This window comes from Pseudooceanicola sediminis (assembly GCF_003575965.1).
In the GTDB taxonomy this organism is placed as follows: Bacteria; Pseudomonadota; Alphaproteobacteria; order Rhodobacterales; family Rhodobacteraceae; genus Pseudooceanicola; species Pseudooceanicola sediminis.
Map to the genome: position 1 here is coordinate 163,606 of NZ_QWJJ01000003.1, position 23,526 is coordinate 187,131.

A 23,526-nucleotide genomic window follows, 5' to 3' on the forward strand; every position below is an offset into this window, starting at 1 on the left:
GCGCCACGATGACCTTCCTTCCCGACAGGCCGCGCCCGCGCCGAAAACCCAGCCTCACGCCGATGATCGACGTGGTGTTCCTGCTGCTGGTGTTCTTCATGCTGGCGTCACGTTTCGGCATGGACGCGGTGCTGCCGCTGCCGCTGGCCTCGGCAGGACAGGGCTATGCCGGGCCGCCCCGCCTGGTCGACATCCTGCCCGAGGGCCTCAGGGTCAACGGCGTTGATACCGCCCCCACCGCCCTTGTCACCCGGATACAGGGCCTGACCGAACGCCCCGAGGATACCATCATCCTGCGCGGTGCCGACGGTGCCAGGCTCCAGCGCGTCGTCGATACCGCGGCGATTCTGCGCGCCGCCGGCTTCACCCATCTCGTGCTTGTGGAATAACCCCATGGCGATGACCTTTTCAGACCCGCCGCGCCGCCCCCGGGGCGAATCCATCGTGCCGATGATCAACGTGGTGTTCCTGCTGCTGATCTTCTTCCTGATGACCTCGCGTCTGACGCCGCCCGAACCCTTTCCCGTAACGCCCCCCACGGCGAGCGAGGGGGCCGAGGCCGACGATACCACCACGCTCTACCTCTCCAGCGAAGGCGAGGCGGGCCTGCGCGACCTGCGCGGGGCTGCCGCGATCGAGGCATTCGTCGCTGAAAACCGGGGTCGCGACGGTATTGCCCAATTGCGCGCCGATGCCACGACCGAAGCCGCCGCCGTCGCCCGCGCCCTGCGCGAACTGACCGAGGCGGGCCTGGCCGATGTCGCGCTGGTGGTGGCCCCGCAATGAGGCGGCTTCTGGAAACCGCGGCCTTCCTGGCCCTTGCCGTCGGGCTGCATGTGGCGGTCGCGATCCGGGTGCCCAGCGACGGTGGCTCCGACGCGGGCGGGCAGGGTGGCCAGGCGCTGGTCTCGCTTCAGGGGGCCGCGCCGGGCATGGTCGAAATGGTCAAGGCCTGGGAAACCCCGCCCGAGGTCGCGCAACCCGACACCCCCGACATGCCGCAGGACGCCGTCGCGGACCCGGCGCCGCTGCGCCCTGTCGCGCAGACCACCCCGCGCCCGGCCTTTCCCAGCATGGAACTGCCGCAGGCGCAGCCCGATACCACCGCCCTGCCGAAAATCGAACAGGACGTGCCCCCGCCACCGCAGGCCGAACCGGACCCGATCCCCGAAGAGGTCGCACAGCCCGCACCCGAACCACAGCCCGAACCGGAACCCGAACCGGAGCAGGTGGCCGAATCGCCACTGACCCCGGCGCTCTCGAAACGTCCGCAACCGCGTCCCGAAGACCTCGCCATTCCGCAGCCGCGCGAAAAGCCCACGCCTAAGGCCGTCCAGGCGGATCGCACGCAAAAGGCCCGCAAGGGCGGCGAAGGCGGTGCCACGCAGCGCGCCGCGGGCAATGGCGGCTCTCAGCAGGCGGGCACCAGCAATGGCCGCGTCAAGGCGGGCAACGGCAAGGCCGAGGCCCGGCTTGAGGCGGTCTGGGGCAGCCAGATCCGCACCCGGATCGAACGCAGGAAACGCTTTCCCGGCGGGTTGCGCGGCCAGCAGGGGCGCGTTGTCGTGCGCATCACCGTCGGGCGTGACGGCAATGTCCTCGGGGCGCAGGTCGTCCGGTCGTCGGGGATTGCGGCCTTTGATCAGGCAGCCATGGCCGCCATCCAGCGATCGGGCCGGATGCCTGCCGCCCCGGCGGGCCTGTCGCGGCCCAGCTACGCCTTCAACCTGCCGATGGATTTCAGCTAGCGCCGCGCGCTACAGGACCGGGCCGAACATGGCGATGGCATTGTACCACAGCCTGCGCCCCACCGACCATTCGGCCACGTCGCGCGGCAGCACCTCGTCCGAGGCATCGATATAGCTTTGCTGGCGTGCCCGCAGCGCGCCCGTCAAGGCGGTATCGCTGATCAGGATGTTGTTTTCGTAATTCAGCTCAAAACTGCGCCGGTCCAGGTTGGCCGACCCGATCAGCGCCACCTCACCATCCAGCGTCAGGGATTTGCTGTGCAGCAGGCCCAGCGGATATTCGTAGATGCGCACCCCGGCCTCCAGCAGCTCGGAATAATAACTGCGGCTGGCGGCGGCCACGATCAGGGAATCGTTGCGCGTCGGGAAGACGATGCTGGTGGCCACGCCCCGGCGGGCCGTGATGCACAGGGCCGATTGCATCGCCTCGGTCGGCACGTAATAGGGCGTCGTCACGACCAATTCGCGCCGCGCCCCGTGCATCAGCACCTCGAACATTTCCGGCATCGCCGTCGGGCGCACCGTCGGGCCGGTGCCGATCACCTGCGCGGTCAGGCCGCCCCCGGGCTCCCACCTTGCCATTGCCTGCGGGTCGCGCGTTGCGTCCTCCGGTGCCGCAGCCGCGCCCGCAGTCCCTGCAACCGCCAGGGGCGCATCCGCCTCGGCCAGTTCGCGCAGATCTTCGTCGACATGTGCCATCCAGTCGGCAATGAACAGCAGTTGGTTCTGCCGGGCCACCGGCCCTTCAAAGCGCACCACCAGATCGACCCAGGGACCATACCTTGCCTTGGGCAGGAACGCCGGATCGGCGCAATTCTGGCTGCCGCAATAGGTCACGGCACCGTCGATGACGACGATCTTGCGGTGATTTCGCAGGTCGATACGGCCCCGGATCGGGTGCAGGAACGGGTTGCTGACCGGCAGCGCCCGCGCCAGTTTCACCCCGGCCTCCTTCATACGGGCCCAATCGCGCGACCGGATCATGCCGCGGGATCCGATGTCATCGGCCATCGCACGCACTGTCACGCCCCGGCGCGCGGCGCGGATCGCGGCCTCGGCCACACGCGTGCCGTTGCCGTCGTTCAGCCAGATGTAGAACAGCAGATGCACATGCGCGCGCGCGGCATCCATGTCGGCGACGATGGCGTCGATCGCGGCGTCCGAACTCTCCATCAGGTGCGCCGTATTGCCGTCCACGGGATGCAGCCCGCTGATCGAGGTGCCGACGTGGAACAGATGCGCATGGGGGTCGCCTTCCGCCCCGCCGCGCTCAGCCCCGCCGCCCGACTTCCCCCCGGCGTCCGCGTCGCTGACCATGCCACCGCCGGCCGCGCCGGGCCCGGCCTCTGCGGCCACATCCCGATCGGGGTCGTGGCGCTGCACGCCCTCCAGCATTTGCGCCGTCTCGCGGTACAGCGCTGCGCGCCGCCGCCCGATATTGGTTTCCCCGAACAGGAAATACCCCAGCATCCCCAATGCCGGCACCCCCATGATTACCAGCACCCAGGCCATGCGCGCCGAGGGTTCACGGTGGGGCCGCAGCAGCGCGCGCACAATAAAGATCGCCTGCAAGATCACGTGCGCAACAAGCAGCGTCGCAGGCCAGAGCGTGAGGTCGGTCATATCGTGGTCGTCCTTGCAGCCGGGCCAGTACGGGGGGGCGGGGTCACGTCACTTGGTCACGTCACTTGGTCACTTCGCGGGGATGGTCGCACTATTGGCGGGGCATGCGCCAGTCAACAATCGCGCAGGCCCCGACGCCGCACAGATTGCCCCCGCTGACGCCCGCCTGCCGAACCGGGCCGCGAACCGCATGTTTGTCCGCCCGGATACCGACAAGATACCGACGTCATTCCCGCCCCTCTCCGGCGGCCCGAACCGCTGCCCCGAACTGCCCACCCGAACCAGCCCGCGCACCCCTCCGGCACATCACCCGGACCGCCGGACACCTCGCCGGACACCCGGCAGGGCACCGCGGCGGCCGCTGCGCATCGCGCCGAAATCACCGCGAAATAGCCGCCAAATCACAGCCAAATCGGCACCATCGGCCCGCGTGGCCCCAAAAACCGCTGCCCCGGATTTAGGCGAGATTTCGTAGGTCCGCCCGCTTCATCCACAACAAATCGCGTTTATCCACAAAAAGTAGCTTTACAGGTCGTCGCCACGGGACCACCATATCTGGTAAGGAACGTAGGAATTCTTCCCGTTTCTAGAGCAGGCATCTAGCGTATGGGTGCTGCAAGGCCCCCTGCGCTATGCAACACAAGAGGTGGCGCCATGGCCTTGTCTGAATCCTTCATCTCCGAAGAACTGCATCCGATCGATATCGTCGAAACCCTGGCCGAGCATCACGAATGGGATTTCGACCGCATCGCCGAAGACCAGATCGCCATGGCCGTCGAAGGCCAGTGGCGTACCTATTCGATCACCCTCGCCTGGTCCGCCTTCGACGAAACCCTGCGCATGGTCTGCACCTTCGACATGGACCCGCCCCAGGACAGCCTGCCCGGTCTCTACGAACTGCTGAACCTCGTCAACGATCAGTGCTGGGCAGGGTCCTTCACCTACTGGGCGGACCAGAAACTGATGGTCTATCGCTATGGCCTGGTGCTGTCGGGCGAACAGATCGCGACACCGGAACAGATCAGCACCATGGTCACGGCGGCCGTGCTGTCGGCCGAACGCTATTACCCGGCCTTCCAGCTGAATGTCTGGGGCGCCACACCGCCCAAGGCCGCGTTGGAAGTGGCCATTGCAGAGGCCTATGGGCGGGCGTAACACTGGCCCCCGACGCGAATAGCTTAGGGGGCAACATGTCTTTGGAAACTGTGGCCGCAAAGGGACTCGTCCTGCTGGGATGCGGCAAGATGGGCGGCGCGATGCTCGCCGGATGGCTCAACGGCGGGCTGCCGCCCAGCTCGGTCTGGGTCCTGGATCCCAAGCCGTCCGACTGGCTCAAGGGGACGGGTGTGCACCTGAACGCGGGCCTGCCGGACGAACCCGCCATCGCCATCGTCGCGGTCAAGCCGCAGATGATGGGCGAGGCACTGCCCGGCCTGCGCGCCCTCGGCAACGGCAAAACGGTCTTTCTCTCCATTGCTGCGGGTACCCCGATCTCGGCGTTCGAGACGGCGTTCGGCAGCGACAGCCCGATCATTCGCGGCATGCCCAATACCCCCGCCGCCGTGGGGCGCGGCATCACCGCCATCGTCGGCAACACCCATGTGGGCGAGGCGGGCATGGCCATGGCCGAGGCGCTCCTCGCCGCCGTCGGTCAGGTGGTGCGGATCCGCACCGAAGACCAGATGGATGCCGTCACCGGCGTCTCCGGCTCCGGTCCCGCCTATGTCTTTCACCTGATCGAAACCCTTGCCGCCGCCGGCGTGGCCCAGGGCCTGCCCGACGACCTCGCCATGCAGCTGGCCAAGGCAACGGTGGCCGGCGCGGGCGCCCTGGCCGAGGGCACCGAGGAAACTCCGACCCAACTGCGCATCAACGTCACCAGCCCCAATGGCACCACGCAGGCCGCCCTCGACGTGCTGATGGACGAAGAGCGCGGCTTTCCCGCGCTGCTGCCCCGCGCGGTCGCGGCGGCCACGAAACGATCCAGGGAGCTTGCCAATGGCTGACGAAATCACCTTTGACGATTTTCTCAAGGTCGATATCCGCGCCGGTCGCGTGATCCGCGCCGAACCCTTCCCCGAGGCACGCAAGCCCGCCATCAAGCTCTGGATCGATTTCGGTCCCGAGATCGGCGAAAAGAAGACCTCGGCCCAGATCACGGCGCATTACACGCCTGACTCGATGGTGGGGCGCCTGGTCATGGCCGTGGTCAACTTTCCGCCCCGCCAGATCGGCCCCTTCATGTCCGAAGTGTTGACCCTGGGTGTCGCGGATGCCGACGGCGGCATTGTCCTGTTGTCCCCCGACCACCCGGTCGCCCCGGGGGAGCGGATGCAGTGAAACGGATCCTGCTCTCCCGCCCGATGCCGCCCGGAACCATCGCCGCCGCCGAAGCGCTGTTCGAGGTCGAGGTGCGCCACAGCACCCGCCCGATGACCCCGGCGGAACTGCGCTCCGGCTTTGCCGTGTTCGACGCGATGATGGTGACGCTCGGCGACAGGGTCAGCGCCGACATCCTCCAGGATTTCGGGCGCCCGCGCTGCAAGATGCTGTCCAATTTCGGCGTCGGGTACAACCATATCGATGTCGAGGCCTGCCGCTCCCACGGCGTCACGGTTTCCAACACGCCCGGCGCGGTCACCGATGCGACGGCGGACATCGCGATGACCCTGATCCTGATGGCCTGCCGCCGCGCGGGCGAGGCCGAACGCCTCGTGCGCTCGGGCAAATGGGACGGCTGGCATCCGACGCAACTGCTCGGGTTGCACGTGACGGGGCTGAAGCTTGGCGTGATCGGCATGGGCCGGATCGGCCAGGCGGTGGCCCGGCGCTGCCATTTCGGCTTCGGAATGGAGGTCGGCTATTTCTCCCGGTCGCAAAAGGACCTCGCCTTCCCGGCAGCGCGCAAGGACACCCTCGAAGACCTGGCAGGGTGGGCGGATGTGCTGGTCGTCGCGACGCCGGCCAGCCCCGAAACGCGCCACCTGGTGAACGAGCAGGTCTTCGGCGCCATGAAGCCCCACGCCGTCTTCGTCAATATCGCCCGCGGCGACATCGTCGACGAAGCCGCCCTGATCGCCGCCCTCCAGTCACGCCAGATCGGCGCGGCGGGCCTGGATGTCTACGAAGACGAACCAAAGGTCCCCGCCGCCCTGCTGAAACTGGAAAACGCGGTGCTGCTGCCGCACCTGGGCACGGCCGCAATGAACATCCGCGAGAACATGGGCGCAATGGCGGTCGAGAACCTGCGCGCCTTCTTCGCCGGGGAAGAGGTGCCCAACCAGGTCAACTGAGCGGCGCGGGCCGGGGGGGCTGGCGGGCCGGGGGGCTGAGCAGACGCCTCGGCGCCCCGGACCAAGGGCCGCCGCGACCATGTTCCGCCCCGCTCCCTGTCATCTGGCCGGAAATACCCCCGCCGGAGGCCTCCCCAGTGGTTCACCTGACCGGGAGGTCGCCCATTTCCGCGCGCCAGTGACGCCGGCAAAGCGACACATAGGTTTCATTGCCACCGATCATCACCTGGGCACCCTCGTGCAGGGCCAGGCCGTCCGGCCCGCGGCGCACGACCATCGTGGCCTTGCGCCCGCAGTGGCAGATCGTGCGCACTTCGCGCATTTCGTCGGCCAGCGCCAGCAGGGCGGCAGAGCCATCGAAAAGCTCGCCCCGGAAATCGACGCGCAAGCCATAGCACATCACCGGAATGTTCAGGTCATCGACGGCGCGGGCCAGTTGCCAGACCTGGGCCTTGGTCAAAAACTGCGCCTCGTCGATAAAGGCACAGGCAAAGGGCCCCCGTGCCAGGCGGTCGGTCAGCTTCGCGAACAGGTCGTCATCGTCGCAAAAGGTATCCGCCGCCTCGCCGATCCCGATGCGGCTGGCGATGCGACCCTCTCCGGCCCGGTTGTCGAATTGCGCTGTCAGCAGATAGGTCTGCATGCCGCGTTCGCGATAGTTGTGCGCGGCCTGAAGCAGAACGGTCGATTTGCCCGCGTTCATCGTCGAGTAGTGAAAATAGAGCTTGGCCATGCGCGGGGTGCCCGGACGTCTTTCGCAGGCGTCAGATCAGCGGCACCAGCGGGACATCGCAGCCCGCCAGAACCATCAGCGCGGCAAGCGCCGCAAGGCGCAGGCAATCGAATTTCGGCATCGGTATCTCTCCCGTTGGTTGCGTGTCAGTCCTGAAGCGCCGTCACCGTGATGTCACCCTCGATCCGCGATTTCATCGCCTGGGCCGCCGCCCGTGCACCAGCCGCCGTGGTAAAATACGGGATCTTGTCGTACAGCGCGACCGAACGGATTTCACGGCTGTCGTTGACCGATTGTGCGCCTTCCGTGGTGTTCAGCACCAGTGCGATTTCGCCATCCTTCAACTGGTCGACGATATTCGGGCGACCCTCGTAGACCTTGTTGACCAACGTGCAGTCCAGGCCAGCCTCGTTCAGCCAGGTCGCCGTGCCGCGGGTGGCGACGATGGCAAAGCCGAGATCCAGCAGGATACGCGCGGCCTCCTGCATCGTCGGCGTCTTGTCGGCATCGCGGATCGACAGGAACACCTTGCCCGCCGTCGGCAGATCGGTCCCCGCCCCCAGCTGAGCCTTCAGAAAGGCACGGGCAAAGGAGGTCTGATCGAACCCCATCACCTCGCCGGTTGAACGCATTTCCGGCCCCAGCAGGGTGTCGACACCGGGGAAGCGGGCAAAGGGCAGCACCGCCTCTTTCACGGCGAAACCCTCGATCTGCGGGTCGACCAGGTCGAAGGTGTTCAGCTTTTCGCCCGCCATGATGCGCGCGGCGATGCTGGCGATCGGCGATTTCACCGCCTTGGCGACAAAGGGCACCGTGCGGCTGGCGCGCGGGTTGACCTCGATCAGAAAGATCTCCTGTTCGCCCGCTTCGTTCGCCTTGACCGCGAATTGCACGTTCATCAGACCCACTACGCCCAGTTCCAGCGCCAGCGCGCGGCTCTGTTCCTTCAGCTGGTCGATGATGGCCTGGCTCAGCGAATGCGGCGGCAGCGAACAGGCGCTGTCACCCGAGTGGACGCCGGCTTCCTCGATATGTTCCATGATGCCCGCGACATGCACATCGGTGCCGTCGCACAGCGCATCGACATCGACCTCGACCGCGCCGGACAGATAGCTGTCCAGCAGCACCGGGCTGTCGCCTGAAACCACGACCGCGTCGCGGATATAGCGTTTCAGCCCCTCCATCTCGCGCACGATTTCCATCGCGCGACCGCCCAAGACGTAAGACGGGCGGATGACCAGCGGAAACCCGATCTCTTTGGCAATTTCAAAGGCTTCCTCGTCCGAATGGGCGATGCCGTTGTTCGGCTGCTTCAGGCCAAGGCGGTTCACCAGGTCCTGGAACCGCTCGCGGTCCTCGGCCAGGTCGATGGCATCGGGCGTGGTGCCCAGGATCGGGATACCGGCCTCCTGCAGGTCATTGGCCAGTTTCAGCGGCGTCTGGCCGCCGAACTGCACGATGACGCCGTGCAGCGTGCCCCTGTCCTGCTCGACGCGCAGGATCTCCATCACGTGCTCGAACGTCAGCGGTTCAAAGTAGAGCCTGTCCGAGGTGTCGTAGTCGGTCGACACGGTCTCGGGGTTGCAGTTGATCATGATGGTCTCGTAGCCCGCGTCGGTCAGCGCATAGCACGCGTGACAGCAGCAGTAATCGAACTCGATCCCCTGGCCGATCCGGTTCGGTCCCCCGCCGAGGATCACGACCTTTTTCTTGTCGCTGGGGCGGGCCTCGCACTCGACTTCGCCCATCATCGGGGCTTCGTAGGTGGAATACATGTAGGGCGTCTGCGCCTCGAATTCGGCGGCGCAGGTATCGATCCGCTTGAACACGGCCGACACGCCGAGGTTCTGGCGCGCCCGGCGCACCTGCGCCTCGTCGCGCGCCGACAGGGTGGCAAGGCGCGCGTCGGAAAAGCCCATCATCTTGACATGGCGCAACCCGTCCTCGGTCACCGGCAGGCCGTTGACGCGGATCTCGGCTTCGGTCTGGACGATCTCGCGGATGCGGGCCAGGAACCAGGGATCGAACGCGGTCGCGGCGTGGATATCGACATCGGACATGCCGTGGCGCATCGCCTGCGCGATCACGCGGATACGATCCGGGGTCTGTTCGGTCAGCGCCTTGGTCACGGCGGCCGCATCGGGCGCGCCCTCGATCTCGATCTCGTCCAGGCCGGTCAGGCCCGTCTCCATGCTGGTCAGCGCCTTTTGCAGCGATTCATGGAAGGTCCGGCCAATCGCCATGACCTCGCCGACGGATTTCATCGCCGTCGTCAGATGTGGTTTCGAACCGGCGAACTTTTCAAAGGCAAAGCGCGGGATCTTGGTGACGACATAGTCGATGGTCGGCTCGAAACTGGCCGGGGTCACCTTGGTGATGTCGTTGTCCAGCTCGTCCAGCGTATAGCCGACCGCCAGCTTGGCCGCGATCTTGGCAATCGGGAAACCCGTCGCCTTTGACGCCAGCGCGGACGACCGCGACACGCGCGGGTTCATTTCGATCACGACCATGCGGCCATCGGCGGGGTTCACCGCCCATTGCACGTTCGACCCGCCGGTCTCGACGCCGATCTCGCGCAGCACGGCAATGCTCGCGGCGCGCATCGCCTGGTATTCCTTGTCGGTCAGCGTCAGGGCGGGGGCCACCGTGATCGAATCGCCGGTGTGCACACCCATCGGGTCCACGTTCTCGATGGCGCAGACGATGATGGCGTTGTCGGCCTTGTCGCGCACGACCTCCATCTCGAATTCTTTCCAACCCAGCAGGCTCTCGTCGACCAGGATCTGCGCCATGGGCGAGGCTTCCATGCCCGAGCGGCAGTAATATTCGTAGTCGTCGCGGTTGTAGGCCACACCGCCGCCGGTGCCGCCAAGGGTAAAGGCGGGGCGGATGATCGCGGGCAGACCGATGTCTTCCAGCGCGTCCATCGCCACCTTCAGACCCGCGGCGATGTCATACTTGCCGTTGTCCTTCTTCGGCGCCGTCACGATGGTCGCCTTGGGGTTTTCCAGCCCGATCCGGTCCATCGCCTCGCGGAACAGCTTGCGATCCTCGGCCATCTCGATGGCCTGCCGGTTCGCCCCGATCAGCTCGACGCCGAATTTCTCCAGCACGCCCATGTCATCCAGCGCGAGCGAGGTGTTCAGCCCGGTCTGACCGCCCATCGTCGGCAACAGCGCGTCGGGGCGTTCCTTCTCGATGATCTTGGCGACGACCTCGGGGGTGATCGGCTCGATATAGGTGGCGTCCGCCAGGCCGGGGTCGGTCATGATCGTCGCGGGGTTGGAGTTGACCAGGATCACCCGGTAGCCCTCTTCGCGCAGCGCCTTGCAGGCCTGTGCGCCGGAATAGTCGAATTCGCAGGCCTGTCCGATGATGATGGGCCCGGCCCCGATGATCATGATGGATTTGATATCGGTTCTTTTCGGCATGGCAGGACCCCTCGGCGAAGCGACGCGCTCGGGATGATGTCACCCCAAGCAAATTGTCGTGCGTTATAGCCATGACAGGCGGGGGTTCAACCCCCTAGGCGATCCCGCTGAGGTGCCGCCGTTCTACCGTGTCTGGCCGCGCCATCTATGCACCCTCCGGGGGCCATATGCCACAGCCGAACGGCCCCGCCGATGCGGGCTGCGTCAAATCGGGTCATCGGGCGGTTCCCCGTCGCGGCGGCTGCCCCGGCGGGGCGCAACCCCACGGTAAACCGCAGGGGCGGGGAACGTCGCGTGCCGCGCGTGCCATCCCGCACCGCGCCGCGTCACCAGCGGCGGTGACCGGCGCTTACTGCGCCGCCGTTGCGTGTGCGCGATCCTGCGACATCGCGTCGGGGCGGTACAGGTAATCGCGCGTCAGCGGCACGGCCTCCTGGTCGCGGCTCAGCTGGAACTGGAACACCACCTGGCCGTTCAGGCGGAACGTCAGCTCGCTTGCCACCAGGTACAGCCGCCACATGCGCACGAAACGGTCGTCATAGATCTCGCGGGCGGCGTCGGCGTTTGCCATGAACCGGTCGTACCAATGCTTGAGCGTCTCGGCATAATGCAGCCGCCAGACCTCGACATCCGTGGCGACCAGGTCTTCCTTTTCGACCGCGGCCATCGCCTCGGACATCGCCGGCACGTAGCCTCCGGGAAAGATGTACTTGGTGATAAAGCCGTTTGTCGTTCCCGGCGGTGTCGTACGACCGATGGTGTGGATCAGCGCGATCCCGTCCTCCTTCAGGAACTCCCGCACGTGGCGGAAATATTCGCGGTAATGCGGTGCGCCGACATGTTCGAACATCCCAACCGAGACGATGCGGTCGAACTGTTCGTTGACGTGCCGGTAATCCTGAAGCCGGAAGTCGATCTGAGCCTCAAGCCCGGCGTCCTTGGCACGCTGCACCGCGATCGCATGTTGTTCGCGCGACAACGTCACCCCGACCACCTGCGCCCCGTAATCACGCGCCAGCGTCAGCGCCATGCCTCCCCAGCCGCATCCGATGTCCAGCACCTTCATGCCCGGCTCGATCAGCAGCTTGTCGGCGATATGCGCCTTCTTGGCCGCCTGCGCTTCTTCCAGTGTCATCGCGGGGTCTGCGAAATACGCGCAGGAATACTGCCGGTCGGCATCCAGGAACAAATCGTACAGGCGGGCCGACAGGTCATAGTGATGTGCCACGTTGGCCTGCGCCTTGCCCACCGGGTTGAACTGCGCCACCCGGCGCATCGCCTGCCGCGCCATCGTCACCGGGCGTTGCCACCACGCCGGGCCGGCTTTCGGCAGGTTGATCAGGCCCAGCGTCAGCAGCCCGTACAGGTCGTCGTCAACGATGGTCAGCCGCTCGTCCATGTAGGCTTCGCATACCGCCAGCTCCAGATCCATGATGATCTTGCGGGGCAGGTCGGGGTCGGAAATCATGATTTCGACCTTCGGCCCACCCGGTGCCCCGCCAAAGGTGTGAACAGTGCCATCCGCATAGTTCACCGTCAGGCGACCCTGACGGATCGCCCTTTCCAGGAAGGTGTTCAATAAATTTTGCCACATGCCGTCTCTCCCAACCTTGGGGCAAGCTTTGCCAAGGTCGAGGCGAGCGGTGGCGACTTTCTCAGTCGGGGACCGCTCACCCCAAGACCTTCGCTCTGTCACCAGAATGCAAATCTTCCGATTAGATGTAAATCACATGTATGCGTAGTTCACTGTGCCTGAGCGCACCTGAGGCCAGAATCTGTACGAATAAGGCCGAAATTACGGCACTATTACCGTAAACTGCCGCCATCTCGCCGCGGCCGCGCGCAACGGCGGCCGCACGGGACCTGAGGCGGGCATTCGGGCGCTTGGTGTCACCCGCCCGCGACGAGGCGTCAGACGGCGTAAAACAGGCCCGCAACCGCCGCCTCCCTTGACTTTTGCCGCCCTTCCATGTGATCCGGCGCAGGCCCTATCCGCCCGACGCCTGATCCGCAGGCCACGGCAGCAAAGCCCGAAAACCCGAAGGACGTACAAGATCATGCATCAGTATCGCAGCCACACCTGCGCCGGTCTGACAAAAGACCATGTCGGCGAACCCGTTCGCCTTTCCGGCTGGGTGCATCGGGTCCGAGATCACGGCGGCATCCTGTTCATCGACCTGCGCGATCACTACGGCATCACCCAGGTGCTCTGCGACCCAGACAGCCCGGCCTTTGCCGCCGTCGAAAAGGTCCGCTCGGAATGGTGCATCCGTATCGACGGCGAGGTGAAGGCCCGCAGCCCCGAGCTGGTCAACCCAAAGCTGCCCACCGGCGAAATCGAGGTGTTCGTGCGTGACATCGAAATCCTCGGCGCGTCCAGGGAACTGCCGCTGATGGTCTTCGGTGATCAGGAATACCCCGAGGAAACGCGCCTGCGCTACCGGTACCTCGACCTGCGCCGCGACGAGATGCAGAAGAACATGATCCTGCGTTCGGATGTCGTGTCGTCGATCCGTCGCCGCATGTGGGACAAGGCGTTCCGCGAATTCCAGACGCCGATCATCACCGCCTCCTCGCCCGAAGGCGCGCGCGATTTCCTCGTGCCGTCGCGCCTGCACCCGGGCAAGTTCTACGCCCTGCCGCAGGCCCCCCAGCAGTTCAAGCAGCTGTTGATGGTTTCGGGCTTTGACAAGTATTTCCAGATCGCGCCCTGTTTCCGCGACGAAGATCCGCGCGCCGACCGCAGCCCGACCGATTTCTACCAGCTCGACATGGAAATGTCCTTCGTCACGCAGCAGGATATCTTTGACACGATCAGCCCCGTCATCGGCGGCATCTTCGAGGAATTCGGCAAGGGCAAGAAAGTCGACACCCCGTCCGAGTGGCCGCAGATCTCCTACAAGGACGCGGCGCTGAAATACGGCTCGGACAAGCCCGACCTGCGCAACCCGATCGAGATGCAGGTCGTGTCCGAGCATTTCGCCGGTTCCGGGTTCGCCATCTTCGCCAAGCTGCTGGAACAGGACGGCACCGAAATCCGCGCCATCCCCGCCCCGACGGGCGGTTCGCGCAAGTTCTGCGACCGCATGAACGCCTTCGCCCAGAAAGAGGGGCTGCCCGGCATGGGCTACATCTTCTGGCGCGATCAGGGCGAGGGTATGGAGGCCGCTGGCCCCCTTGCGAAAAACATCGGCCCCGAGCGGACCGAGGCGATCCGCCAACAGCTCGGACTTGGGGTCGGCGATGCGGCCTTCTTCCTTGGCGGCAAGCCGAAGTCGTTCGAAGCTGTCGCGGGCCGCGCCCGAAACGTCATTGGCGAAGAGCTCGGCCTGACCGACAAGGACCGCTTTGCCTTTGCCTGGATCGTCGATTTCCCGATCTACGAACGGGACGAGGAAACCGGCAAGCTCGACTTTGAACACAACCCCTTCTCCATGCCGCAGGGCGGGATGGACGCGCTGATGGGCGATCCGCTGGACGTGCGCGGTTACCAGTATGACCTGGCCTGCAACGGCTATGAACTGGTCAGTGGCGCGATCCGCAACCACAAGCCCGAGATCATGTTCAAGGCCTTCGAGATTGCCGGTTACGGCAAGGAAGAGGTCGAGAAACGCTTTGGCGGCATGGTCAACGCCTTCCAGTACGGCGCACCGCCGCACGGTGGCTGCGCGGCCGGGATCGACCGCATCGTTATGCTGCTGGCCGAAGAACAGAACATCCGCGAAGTCATCCTGTTCCCGATGAACCAGCGCGCCGAAGACCTGATGATGAACGCCCCGTCCGAGCCGACCTCGGATCAGCTGATGGAGCTGCATCTGCGCGTCATTCCGCAGGAATGATCGCCAGGGCGGTCCACGGACCGTCGCATGAAACGACAGAAAGGCCCGGTATCACCCGGGCCTTTCCTGTTCCGGCCAGCTTGACCTGCTCCCCTCGGCCAGAGACCAGCGCTCCTCGGCCCTCGGCCCTCGGCCCTCGGCCCTCGGCCCTCGGCCCTCGGCCAGCGACCAGAGCCCCTCGGCCAGCGACCTGCGCCCCTCGGCCAGTGGCTCTCGACCGGCGACACTTGATCGCTCTCCGGACCGGTGGGCGGATGGTCCCGCCCTATACGCGTTCATCGCTCCCTCAGAGGCCACTTGGCACCTCAGCCGGGGCCGGGCAACGAAACTGCCGCGCCAGGCACGCCGCGGTGCATCAGGCCGAGCGCGAATAGTTCTCCGAACCCTTTCCCGACTGTGACCAACCAGCGGACCCACCGGATTGCGACGTGCGGAACACCGCGATGCTCTGCCGCAAGGCTGCGCTCTTTTCCGACAGGCCCTTGGTGGCGTCTGCCGTATCCACGACCATGGCCGCGTTGCGCTGTGTCACCTGGTCCAGCTGCGAAATGGCCGAGTTGATCTCGCTCAGCGTCGTGCTCTGTTCGCCCAGGCCATAGGCCACTTCCTTGACCCGTTCGGAAATCCGTCCGACGCCTTCGAAAATTGCCGTCAGCTCGGTTCCCGTGCGGTCCACCAGGTCGACGCCTGTTTTGACATGGCCCGCACTCTGCTCGATCAGGTCCTTGATCTCTCGCGCCGAATCCGCCGTGCGTCCGGCAAGCGACCGCACTTCGGAGGCGACGACGGCAAAGCCCAACCCGGCTTCGCCCGCGCGCGCGGCCTCGACCCCGGCATTCAGCGCCAGAAGATTGGTCTGGAACGCGATGTCGTCAATGACCGAGATGATCCGCGCGATTGCATCTGACGATCCCTCGATCCGTTTCATGGCGTCTGTCACGTCCTGCACCAGGTGCCGGCTGCCCTCGGCCGAGGTGCGCGTCGCGCTGGCCTCGTCGCCCACCTGTTCCGCATGGGACACGGCCGAGCGCGAGTTGGTGTTCAGCTCCTCGATGGCGGCGGCCGTCTGTTCCAGCGTGGCGGCCTGGGTCTCTGTGCGGCGCGACAGTTCGTCCGAGGTCGAGCCGATCTGGCCGCTGACCGCGTCGATCGTCTCGGCCACCGATTGCAGGTGCGAAATCATCGACGCCAGCTGTTCGACCGACCGGTTGTAGGCATCGCCCAGAACCGCCAGGTCGGGAATGTTGCACGGGGCGATACGATAGTTCAGATCGCCGTCGCTCAGCGCCTCCATGCCCTTGGAAATACGCTCCAGCGCCGTGCGCCGGGCGGTCACGTCGGTGGCGATCTTGGTCACGCGTACGACCTTGTTTTCATTGTCCGTGATCGGCGCATAGGTCGCCTGTATCCAGATGATCCGACCATCCTTGCGCTTGCGCGGAAACTGACTGGTAAAGGATTGGCCGTCGCGCAGCTTTTCCCAGAAATCATGGTATTCGCGACTGTGGCGATAGGCATCTTCGACAAACAGCGAGTGGTTCTTGCCAGCCACCTCCTCGGGCGTATACCCCATTGCATTCAGGAAATTCATGTTCGCCTGAATGATGGTTCCGTCCGGCCGGAAATGAATGACGGCCTGCGTCCGCTCGACCATCTGAAGAATGGCCTGGTCGCCCGAAATCTTCTCGCTGTCGTTCGGCTTGGCTGAAGCCCAAAATGGCACGTCGCATTCCTTCCCTGGGGGTGTCGGTCCAAGGCTGTATGACGTGCGGGTCTTACCTGCGGGTAAAGCCGATGCGAAAAGTGCTTCAAACTTTCCGGGACTGGATCCTCTGGCTGGCCGCCGCAGGCGCTGCCGGGCCACTGCGCGCTGGCACGGCCATGGGGCGGGCGGACCTCCGATGGTGCGCGCGATGCGTTAACCCTGCGCGTTTGCCGCGCGCCGCACCGCCCGGATACCGTATTGATACCGTCAGGATACCGACGTTGCAAAACGCCTCATTGGCCTTGTTCATATAGGTTTCACGTCTCTTGCACGGAAAACGGCGGTGCAGGGGCGCACCGCCGTCAGAAGAAATGTTAACCTTGGTCCCGTGCCGGGGGATCAGTCCTCCAGCGCGTCCTTGCGCTTTTCCTCGATCAGCTTGCCTTCCTTGGCCTTGCGCTTGAGGAACTTGTCACCAAAGGCGTCGTTGTCTTGCTCTCCGATCACCTTTTTGGCGCGGGTGAACACTTCGTCCTCTTCCTCGTCCATATGGTGTTCATAGTCGTGCTTGAGGACCTTGAACCGCGTCAGCCAGGCCGAAGACGACATATCTGTCTCGCGCAATTCTTCCATGATTTCATCCATTTGCTCATGCTCATGCACGGAATGGCGTGCCGAATCCTGGCCCCAGGTCTCGCTCATCAGGGTGGAATAAAACGTCTCTTCCTCTGCCGCCGCGTGGGATTTCACGTCGTGGTAGAATTCATCCCACGCGCTCTTGCGCTCGGCGCTGTCGCCAGACGTCTCCGCGATGCTGTCGAGCAATTCGCGGTGGCGGTCGTGGTCTTTCTTGATGGCGTCATAGATCGAAGTCATGAGCTGTCTCTCCTGAAAATGCGGGGCACCTGTCGCGGCAGTGCTGTGCAGTATCAACACGCCATCAGGCCGCGTGGTTCCCTGCGCGCCGCGCCGGATCCCTGGCCGGGGCAGGTCACTGGAACGCCGTGAAAACGCGCGCTATTTCAGAGGCATATCGGCTCCCTTCCCGCCCCTGCGGGCGCCTTTCCTTGTCGGATGCTTTGCAATATCGTGCCGGCAACATCTGTCCCGGCGCTGCGCCGCCGCACGAAAAGGAGTTCCCGTGATGACCTTGCCCCGCCCCATCGGGCCGCGTGTCGAGGGCTGGACAGCCCCGCCGCGCCCGCCCGTCGATCTGGTGCTGAAGGGACGCCATGTGCGCCTCGACCCTCTCAGCGCCGAAGCCCATGCAGGCGTCCTGTACGAGGCCTTCGATGCCCAGGACTGGCTGTGGGATTACATGCCCAACGGGCCCTTCGCCAGCTCCGCCCAGTATCACCGTTGGGTGCGGTCCGTGGAAGGCGGGGCAGAGCCTGTCTTCTTCGCCATTACCGATCTGAACAGCCAGTCGGTCTGCGGTGTGGCAAGCTATCTCAACATCGTGCCGCAAAATGGCTCGGTCGAGGTTGGCAACATCGCCTTTGCCCCTGAATTACAAGGCACAATTGCCGCAACAGAGGCGATGTTCCTGATGATGCAATGGGCGTTCGAGGCCGGGTATCGGCGTTACGAATGGAAATGCAACGCGCTGAATCGCCCGTCTCGCCGGGCGGCGCAACGCCTTGGCTTCAGCTACGAAGGTGTCTTTCGTCAGCACATGGTCGTCAAGGAACGCAACCGCGATACGGCGTGGTTTGCCGCCTGCGACGGCGAATGGCCCGCGCTGAAAGAGGCATTTTCGGTCTGGCTGGACCCCGCCAATTTCGATGCGAACGGGCAGCAATCGGAACGCCTCGGCGATCTGACGGGGCTGGTGCGCGTGGCCTCTGACCCGACCCTCTAAAGGGTCAGGTCGGTCGCGGCCCAGTCCCAGTACAATTGGCGCGCGCGTTCGGTCATTGGTCCGATGGGATAGGTCACGGCGTCGAATGCAGTGACCGGCGTGACCTTGTTCAGGTTTCCGGACAAAAAGATTTCGTCAGCCTTTTCAAAATCTTCGAACGTCAGAACCGCTTCGTGAACAGTCACGCCATCGGCCCGCAGGTTGGCGATGTGGCGGGCTCGGGTGATCCCCGACAGGAAGGTGCCATTGGCGATCGGGGTATAGACCTCGCCATCCCTGACCATGAAGACGTTGGCCGTCGCGCTCTCGGCGACGTTGCCCATGGCATCCGCCACCAGCGCGTTGCCGAACCCCTTGCTGCGCGCCTCTGCCAGCATACGGCCATTGTTGGGATACAGCGCACCGGCCTTGGCATTGACCACGGCGGACTCCATCACGGGCCGACGAAACCGGGTGCGCGTCAGCGTCGTCGCGGCATCCGGCGCGGCAAGGGGGATCTCCTCCAGCGCGATGCAAAACCCGGTGGCGCCATACCTGGGCTGTACGACCGTTTCGTTCCCCTCGGTTGCCCAGTACATCGGACGGATATAGACCGGCGCATCCGCAGAAAACCGTGCAAGCCCTTCGCGGATAATGGCAATCATGTCATCCACCGGGCACGAGGGTTCGATCATCAGAGCCTCGGCAGACCTGTTCACCCGCTCGCAATGCGCACGCAGATCGGGCAGCAAGCCATGCACCATGCGTGCGCCATCGAACACGGTTGAGCCGAGCCAGGCGCCGTGATCCCCCGCCTTCATCACGGCGATATCGCCCTGGTGCCAGCTGCCTTTGAAATAGGTATGAATCTCGCCACTGGCCATGCTGCTCTCCTTCGTGATGCCGTTAGCGGAATAAGGCATCGGCTTGAAAAGGGGAAGGGGAGGGGGCCACGCAAATACCCCCGACGCGGTGGCCGGGGGTGGCTTGATACTTAAAAATACTTGGTCAGATCTAAAATTGCCGTATTTGCCGGACGTGGGGTTTGGCGACCGGCTGCGTCGTCACGCCACCTGTCTAGATCGATTCTGAAACAAGAATGTGACCGTCCTCATCCCCGTCCTGGCTGGGTCGCCCCAGCGTGTAGCCAGCACGGCCCGGCATCAGACACCCGTGACGCTCAGCGCGCCGGGGCCTCCGACAGCAGGGCTTGCAGGTCCAGCGGAGCGTTGTACATGGCCAAAGAGCCGTCGGGCAGGCGCGGCCAGTCCTTTTCAGGTCGATCGCGGTACAGCTCGACGCCATTGTCGTCAGGGTCCCTCAGGTAGATCGCTTCGCTGACGCCATGGTCTGCGGCTCCGTCGATCTCGACCCCGGCCTCGACAAGGCGGCGCAGTGCATCGCCGAGTGCGGCGCGGTCCGGGTAGAGGAAGGCGGTATGAAAGAGGCCTGTGTGGCCCCTGGGGGCAGGGGTCCCGTTGCGTGATTCCCAAGTGTTCAGGCCGATGTGGTGATGATAACCGCCCGCCGACAGGAACGCGGCCTGCTTGCCAAAGCGCGTTTGCACCTCAAATCCCAGAATCCCGCTGTAAAAGTCGATGGCACGGTCGATATCCGCCACTTTCAGGTGGATATGTCCGACTTTGACGTCCGGGTGCACTGGCGTATTCATCTTGCCGCTCCTTCAATGGCTTGCCGTCAAGTTAGGCAGACATCGACGGGCGGAAAAGACCGTCTGGCGCACGGGCATTGTGCACCGCTGCAAGCACCGCGCAGATACTGTGGTCCGGTGCCCCATCAGCCACCAGACCATGATTTCAGCTGCGGATCATGCCAACGATATCATAGGTTTTTTCCAGGATCGGCGTCGCGATCTTGCGGGCCTCCTGAGCGCCTGCGCCGATGATGGCATCGATTTCGTCAGGAGCCTGCATCAGGCGCGCCATCTCGGTCGATATCGGTGACAGCTTTGCAACGGCCAGATCCGCAAGCATCGGCTTGAACTCCGAAAATTGCCTGCCGCCAACGTCGCGCAGGACGCTGGCCACGTCGCTGTCGGACAGCGCGGCGTAGATGTTGACCAGGTTGCGCGCCTCGGGCCGCTCGGCCAGTCCGTCGGGTTCGCCGGGCAGGGCATCGGCATCCGTGCGCGCCTTGCGGATCTTGTTGGCGATTGCGTCGGCATCGTCGGTCATGTTGATCCGGCTCATGTCCGACGGGTCCGATTTCGACATCTTCTTGCTGCCGTCACGCAGCGACATCACCCGCGTCGCCGCACCTTCGATCACCGGTTCGGTCATCGGAAAGAAGTCGACGCCGTAATCGTGGTTGAACTTGGCCGCGATATCACGCGTCAGTTCGACGTGCTGTTTCTGATCTTCGCCTACGGGAACATGGGTCGCATGATAGAGCAGGATGTCTGCGGCCATCAGGGCGGGATAGGCAAACAGGCCGAGGGAGGCATTTTGCGCATTCTTGCCCGCCTTGTCCTTCCACTGCGTCATGCGCTGCATCCAGCCCATCCGCGCAACGGTGTTGAAAATCCAGGCCAATTGTGCGTGTTCGGGCACTTGGCTCTGGTTGAACAGGATGGATTTCGCGGGGTCGATCCCGGCCGCGATATAGCCGGCAGCCAGCTCTCTGGTCTGCCGGCGCAGGGCATCGGGATCCTGCCAGACCGTGATCGCGTGCAGGTCGACCATGCAGTACAGCGTCTGGATACCGCTTTCCTGCATGTCGACGAAACGGCGGATCGCGCCAAGGTAATTGCCCAGCGTCAGCCCGCCCGACGGCTGGATGCCGGAAAAGACGCGCGGCGTGAACGCGGTGTTGCTTGCGTGGGGGGCAGTTTCGGTCTGGATCGCGTCGGACATGTGTCCCGTCTCCTGGATGGGCATCTGGCAATTTGGTCTGTGCTGGCTTACCCATGCCCTGACGGTCCGTCAACCGCCGGCCCCGACGCGCATTGCAGCGGAATGACCAGCAGGAGTGACGGCGCCAGTCAAACAGATGCAGGGTCGAACACCGGCCCGTGAAAGGACGCAACGATGAGTGACCCCGACTATACCCCGCCCGAAAGCCTGGTGAACCCGGTGCCGCCGGTCGTGGTGCTGCTGTTCATTGCCGTGATCGGGGTCGAGGGGGTCTTTTCACTGGCCAAGGCGGGCTTGATCGGGGGGCCGGCATCGGTGGGATGGCGTCTCGGCGCTTTGCAGGACTATGGTTTTTTCCCGGCGTTTCTGGACTTTATGGTCCAGACCCGCACCGCGCCGCCTGGCGGGCTGCTGCGGTTCGTCAGCTATCCTTTCGTGCACGGATCCTTCCAGCAGGCTGTGATCGCGGGTGTCATGATGCTGGCCCTGGGCAAGTTCGTGGGCGAGGCGATGCGCGCCATTCCACTGCTCGTGCTGTTCGTCGTGACCTCGGCTGTCGGCGCGTTGATCTTTGGTCTTGTCGCCCCTGCGCAGGAGCCGCTTTATGGAGCATTCCCGCCGACCTACGGCTTCATCGGTGCCTACAGCTATATGCTCTGGATCTATTTGCGCCGCGTCGGCGAACGCCAGATTGCAGCGTTTCGCTTGATCGGCCTGTTGATGGCCATCCAGCTGTTGTTCGGCTTGTTTCTCGACACCGGAACATCCTGGGTGGCCGAGCTTGCGGCCTTCGTGACGGGGTTTTCCCTGGCGCCGTTGTTGCTCCCGGGCGGTTTGGCACGGCTGCGCCACAAGTTGCAGCGCGGCTGAGGCACCCTCAGAACATCTCTGCTGGCAGGATCGGGATCGGCCGCGCAAAGCGGCGATTTCGGGCCTCAGGCCACGGCAGGATGTAGGCTTCGCGCGCATCAGGGGCCAGATCGGCGGTCTCCTGTGCGACGCGGACCCAATCGCTTGCCTTGCGCACATCGATGGTCTTTTTCCGCCCACGCAGCCATGTGGACATAAGCCTTTCGCGGATCATCGTGATGTCGCGCTTGCCGTGAAATTGCAGCGACGCCTCGGTGTCCCACCGCATCGAACGCCCATTCAGATTCGCCGATCCGACAATGCCGAGGTGGTCATCAACCAGCGTGACCTTGGAGTGCAGATAGATGATACCGGCGCCGTGCAACGGCATGGGCGTGTGATCCGGGGCCCGGCGTGGCTGGGCGGGGGCCAGGATCGCCAGCCGGTCACCAAATGCGCGCCGCAGAACCCTCAGGCAGCGCAGTTGCAAAGCTTGTGCGTGGCGCACGTCAAAACCGCGGGCACCGTCAAAGATCAGGCGGTCAGGTTCGCTTGGCATGACCAGGATGACCTGAAGCTCAGGCGCGCGTTCCGCCGCACGGGCCAGCGCCTTGGCCAGTGGCATGTGGCGAAAGAACTGGGTTTCGATGTAGATCAGCCGTTTGGCGCTGTCGAAGGCGGCAATATGGGCCTCTTCGTGCTCGGTTACCTTTGATCTTGGTCCCAGTCGGATCGGGCTTTCGGGATCGCAAGAGATGGTCCGCAGCAAACGGGGACCGCTGGCCGAATGCAGTTTGCTCGGCAAAGGCTTGGTATCGGAAACGGGCGTGACCTCGACCCCGAAACTGGCAGCACCCGAGTTGCGGGCACGTTCCCAGCTGTCCGCGAAATGGCGGCGCAGATCACCGACCACACGACCGGCGATCAGGATGCTGACGTCATGCCATGTTTCCTCGGCGCGTCGGTCATGTTTCTCGTCATCCCAGCGTCGTTCGTTGACGTCGATGCCACCGATGATCGCAGCTTCGCCGTCGGACACCGCGAATTTCTGGTGCAGAGTCACCGGGTGCAGGTTCACCTCTCCGTGCATCGCCTGATGTTGCAGAGGCGTCAGCTGGGACGGCGCATAGTTCGACAGATCCGCAATGCAGTTCTTGATCTTTGGCCAGAAGATGCGTTTCCAGACCGGCGCCGATTTGCATTCGTGCAAGGCGCACAGGATTTCGGTATCCTTTGGCATCCGATGGCCGAACCTCTGCGCATTCGTCCATGCGCCTCGATGCAGGTCCGGCGTGAACAACGGGTCGAAGTCGGCGATCAGCAGCCGGACCTTGATTCCGCGCTCCGCGATGTGGGTAATCAGATCAGCCCACGTTTTCAGGCCCAGATCCTGCGCCTCGGTACTACGCAACCTTGTCATCGGATCGATGATCCGAAACGACATCAGCAGCTCTTCCTTGGTGTTCAGGCAGAGCCGCTCCAGCGCGGGGAACATCTCCGAAGCCGTGATGAGCGGCTGGAAACGCGGTGTCGTGGATCTGTCCTTGGGCATGATATGTTTTTAATTCCGGGCATGTGCGCTGGTTGAAGGT

The 23,526-nt window shown here is 64.3% G+C and carries 20 protein-coding genes; 10 read left to right on the forward strand and 10 right to left on the reverse strand.

What is annotated here, in order from left to right; translation table 11 throughout:
- Nucleotides 1-8: 8 nt before the first annotated feature.
- Genes DL237_RS04395 through DL237_RS04405 form a run of 3 tightly spaced genes read left to right on the forward strand, consistent with a single transcriptional unit; the run spans nucleotide 9 to nucleotide 1,748 of the window.
- Nucleotides 9-389: an ExbD/TolR family protein gene (locus tag DL237_RS04395; RefSeq protein WP_119397820.1), complete on the forward strand. Its 381-nt coding sequence runs from the start codon at nucleotides 9-11 to the stop codon at nucleotides 387-389.
- A gap of 4 nt (nucleotides 390-393) precedes the next feature.
- Entirely contained in the window at nucleotides 394-786 is a 393-nt protein-coding gene (locus DL237_RS04400) for an ExbD/TolR family protein (protein WP_325048626.1), read from the forward strand.
- Nucleotides 783-1,748, forward strand: a complete 966-nt coding sequence (locus tag DL237_RS04405) for a cell envelope integrity protein TolA (RefSeq protein WP_119397821.1) — start codon at nucleotides 783-785, stop codon at nucleotides 1,746-1,748. The genes DL237_RS04400 and DL237_RS04405 overlap by 4 nt, the downstream gene beginning before the upstream one ends.
- Before the next feature lie 9 nt (nucleotides 1,749-1,757).
- Here the strand turns inward: DL237_RS04405 and cls are convergent, their stop codons facing one another.
- Complete coding sequence (gene cls / locus DL237_RS04410; protein ID WP_119397822.1) at nucleotides 1,758-3,371, reverse strand: cardiolipin synthase; 1,614 nt, start codon at nucleotides 3,369-3,371, stop codon at nucleotides 1,758-1,760.
- A 654-nt stretch (nucleotides 3,372-4,025) separates the two neighbouring features.
- Here cls and DL237_RS04415 point away from each other — a divergent pair.
- Genes DL237_RS04415 through DL237_RS04430 form a run of 4 tightly spaced genes read left to right on the forward strand, consistent with a single transcriptional unit; the run spans nucleotide 4,026 to nucleotide 6,664 of the window.
- A complete protein-coding gene (locus tag DL237_RS04415; protein ID WP_119397823.1) occupies nucleotides 4,026-4,526 on the forward strand; it encodes a type III secretion system chaperone family protein in 501 nt (166 codons plus the stop codon).
- Between the two features lie 35 nt (nucleotides 4,527-4,561).
- Nucleotides 4,562-5,377 carry a pyrroline-5-carboxylate reductase gene (gene proC, locus DL237_RS04420; protein ID WP_119397824.1) on the forward strand — a complete coding sequence of 272 codons (816 nt, stop codon included), beginning with the start codon at nucleotides 4,562-4,564 and terminating at the stop codon, nucleotides 5,375-5,377.
- Nucleotides 5,370-5,711 (forward strand): tRNA-binding protein, encoded by a 342-nt coding sequence (locus DL237_RS04425; protein ID WP_119397825.1) that lies wholly within the window; start codon nucleotides 5,370-5,372, stop codon nucleotides 5,709-5,711. The genes proC and DL237_RS04425 overlap by 8 nt, the downstream gene beginning before the upstream one ends.
- Nucleotides 5,708-6,664, forward strand: coding sequence for a 2-hydroxyacid dehydrogenase (locus DL237_RS04430; protein WP_119397826.1), 957 nt, complete (start codon nucleotides 5,708-5,710; stop codon nucleotides 6,662-6,664). Before DL237_RS04425 ends, DL237_RS04430 begins: the two co-directional genes overlap by 4 nt.
- Nucleotides 6,665-6,806: 142 nt before the next feature.
- On the opposite strand, the gene DL237_RS04440 is transcribed toward DL237_RS04430, so the two are convergent.
- From DL237_RS04440 to DL237_RS04450, 3 genes are all read right to left on the reverse strand, one after another.
- Complete coding sequence (locus DL237_RS04440; RefSeq protein ID WP_119397828.1) at nucleotides 6,807-7,397, reverse strand: thymidine kinase; 591 nt, start codon at nucleotides 7,395-7,397, stop codon at nucleotides 6,807-6,809.
- 146 nt (nucleotides 7,398-7,543) lie between these two features.
- Nucleotides 7,544-10,828 carry a carbamoyl-phosphate synthase large subunit gene (gene carB / locus DL237_RS04445; protein WP_119397829.1) on the reverse strand — a complete coding sequence of 1,095 codons (3,285 nt, stop codon included), beginning with the start codon at nucleotides 10,826-10,828 and terminating at the stop codon, nucleotides 7,544-7,546.
- A gap of 349 nt (nucleotides 10,829-11,177) precedes the next feature.
- Nucleotides 11,178-12,422 carry an SAM-dependent methyltransferase gene (locus tag DL237_RS04450; protein ID WP_119397830.1) on the reverse strand — a complete coding sequence of 415 codons (1,245 nt, stop codon included), beginning with the start codon at nucleotides 12,420-12,422 and terminating at the stop codon, nucleotides 11,178-11,180.
- A 463-nt stretch (nucleotides 12,423-12,885) separates the two neighbouring features.
- On the opposite strand from DL237_RS04450, the gene aspS reads away from it, so the two are divergent.
- Nucleotides 12,886-14,667, forward strand: a complete 1,782-nt coding sequence (aspS, locus tag DL237_RS04455) for an aspartate--tRNA ligase (RefSeq protein ID WP_119397831.1) — start codon at nucleotides 12,886-12,888, stop codon at nucleotides 14,665-14,667.
- Nucleotides 14,668-15,022: 355 nt separating this feature from the next.
- Here aspS and DL237_RS04460 read toward each other — a convergent pair whose 3' ends face one another.
- Nucleotides 15,023-16,390 carry a methyl-accepting chemotaxis protein gene (locus tag DL237_RS04460; RefSeq protein WP_233544864.1) on the reverse strand — a complete coding sequence of 456 codons (1,368 nt, stop codon included), beginning with the start codon at nucleotides 16,388-16,390 and terminating at the stop codon, nucleotides 15,023-15,025.
- 381 nt (nucleotides 16,391-16,771) lie between these two features.
- A complete protein-coding gene (locus tag DL237_RS04465; RefSeq protein ID WP_119397832.1) occupies nucleotides 16,772-17,248 on the reverse strand; it encodes a hemerythrin domain-containing protein in 477 nt (158 codons plus the stop codon).
- 268 nt (nucleotides 17,249-17,516) lie between these two features.
- Here DL237_RS04465 and DL237_RS04470 point away from each other — a divergent pair, with 268 nt between their 5' ends.
- A complete protein-coding gene (locus tag DL237_RS04470) occupies nucleotides 17,517-18,233 on the forward strand; it encodes a GNAT family N-acetyltransferase (protein ID WP_119397833.1) in 717 nt (238 codons plus the stop codon).
- Here the strand turns inward: DL237_RS04470 and DL237_RS04475 are convergent.
- The 3 genes from DL237_RS04475 to trpS all read right to left on the reverse strand — a co-directional run bounded on the left by DL237_RS04475 (nucleotide 18,230) and on the right by trpS (nucleotide 21,085).
- Complete coding sequence (locus tag DL237_RS04475) at nucleotides 18,230-19,096, reverse strand: branched-chain amino acid aminotransferase (protein WP_119397834.1); 867 nt, start codon at nucleotides 19,094-19,096, stop codon at nucleotides 18,230-18,232. The genes DL237_RS04470 and DL237_RS04475 overlap by 4 nt on opposite strands.
- A gap of 296 nt (nucleotides 19,097-19,392) precedes the next feature.
- Nucleotides 19,393-19,884 carry a VOC family protein gene (locus tag DL237_RS04480; protein WP_119397835.1) on the reverse strand — a complete coding sequence of 164 codons (492 nt, stop codon included), beginning with the start codon at nucleotides 19,882-19,884 and terminating at the stop codon, nucleotides 19,393-19,395.
- 145 nt (nucleotides 19,885-20,029) lie between these two features.
- The gene (gene trpS / locus DL237_RS04485; RefSeq protein ID WP_119397836.1) at nucleotides 20,030-21,085 is read right to left on the reverse strand and encodes a tryptophan--tRNA ligase; all 1,056 of its coding nucleotides are present in this window, start codon (nucleotides 21,083-21,085) and stop codon (nucleotides 20,030-20,032) included.
- 174 nt (nucleotides 21,086-21,259) lie between these two features.
- Here trpS and DL237_RS04490 point away from each other — a divergent pair, with 174 nt between their 5' ends.
- A complete protein-coding gene (locus DL237_RS04490) occupies nucleotides 21,260-21,955 on the forward strand; it encodes a rhomboid family intramembrane serine protease (protein ID WP_119397837.1) in 696 nt (231 codons plus the stop codon).
- Between the two features lie 7 nt (nucleotides 21,956-21,962).
- On the opposite strand, the gene DL237_RS04495 is transcribed toward DL237_RS04490, so the two are convergent.
- Nucleotides 21,963-23,486 (reverse strand): phospholipase D family protein, encoded by a 1,524-nt coding sequence (locus DL237_RS04495; protein WP_119397838.1) that lies wholly within the window; start codon nucleotides 23,484-23,486, stop codon nucleotides 21,963-21,965.
- Between the last annotated feature and the right edge of the window lie 40 nt (nucleotides 23,487-23,526).

Coding starts and splice junctions, on each gene's coding strand:
- DL237_RS04495 (WP_119397838.1), bottom strand. CDS start 23,486: ATGCCCAAGGACAGATCCACGACACCGCGTTTCCAGCCGCTCATCACG.
- trpS (WP_119397836.1), bottom strand. CDS start 21,085: ATGTCCGACGCGATCCAGACCGAAACTGCCCCCCACGCAAGCAACACC.
- DL237_RS04440 (WP_119397828.1), bottom strand. CDS start 7,397: ATGGCCAAGCTCTATTTTCACTACTCGACGATGAACGCGGGCAAATCG.
- carB (WP_119397829.1), bottom strand. CDS start 10,828: ATGCCGAAAAGAACCGATATCAAATCCATCATGATCATCGGGGCCGGG.
- DL237_RS04465 (WP_119397832.1), bottom strand. CDS start 17,248: ATGACTTCGATCTATGACGCCATCAAGAAAGACCACGACCGCCACCGC.
- cls (WP_119397822.1), bottom strand. CDS start 3,371: ATGACCGACCTCACGCTCTGGCCTGCGACGCTGCTTGTTGCGCACGTG.
- DL237_RS04400 (WP_325048626.1), top strand. CDS start 394: ATGGCGATGACCTTTTCAGACCCGCCGCGCCGCCCCCGGGGCGAATCC.
- DL237_RS04470 (WP_119397833.1), top strand. CDS start 17,517: ATGACCTTGCCCCGCCCCATCGGGCCGCGTGTCGAGGGCTGGACAGCC.
- DL237_RS04405 (WP_119397821.1), top strand. CDS start 783: ATGAGGCGGCTTCTGGAAACCGCGGCCTTCCTGGCCCTTGCCGTCGGG.
- DL237_RS04475 (WP_119397834.1), bottom strand. CDS start 19,096: ATGGCCAGTGGCGAGATTCATACCTATTTCAAAGGCAGCTGGCACCAG.
- DL237_RS04490 (WP_119397837.1), top strand. CDS start 21,260: ATGAGTGACCCCGACTATACCCCGCCCGAAAGCCTGGTGAACCCGGTG.
- proC (WP_119397824.1), top strand. CDS start 4,562: ATGTCTTTGGAAACTGTGGCCGCAAAGGGACTCGTCCTGCTGGGATGC.
- aspS (WP_119397831.1), top strand. CDS start 12,886: ATGCATCAGTATCGCAGCCACACCTGCGCCGGTCTGACAAAAGACCAT.
- DL237_RS04395 (WP_119397820.1), top strand. CDS start 9: ATGACCTTCCTTCCCGACAGGCCGCGCCCGCGCCGAAAACCCAGCCTC.
- DL237_RS04450 (WP_119397830.1), bottom strand. CDS start 12,422: ATGTGGCAAAATTTATTGAACACCTTCCTGGAAAGGGCGATCCGTCAG.
- DL237_RS04480 (WP_119397835.1), bottom strand. CDS start 19,884: ATGAATACGCCAGTGCACCCGGACGTCAAAGTCGGACATATCCACCTG.
- DL237_RS04415 (WP_119397823.1), top strand. CDS start 4,026: ATGGCCTTGTCTGAATCCTTCATCTCCGAAGAACTGCATCCGATCGAT.
- DL237_RS04425 (WP_119397825.1), top strand. CDS start 5,370: ATGGCTGACGAAATCACCTTTGACGATTTTCTCAAGGTCGATATCCGC.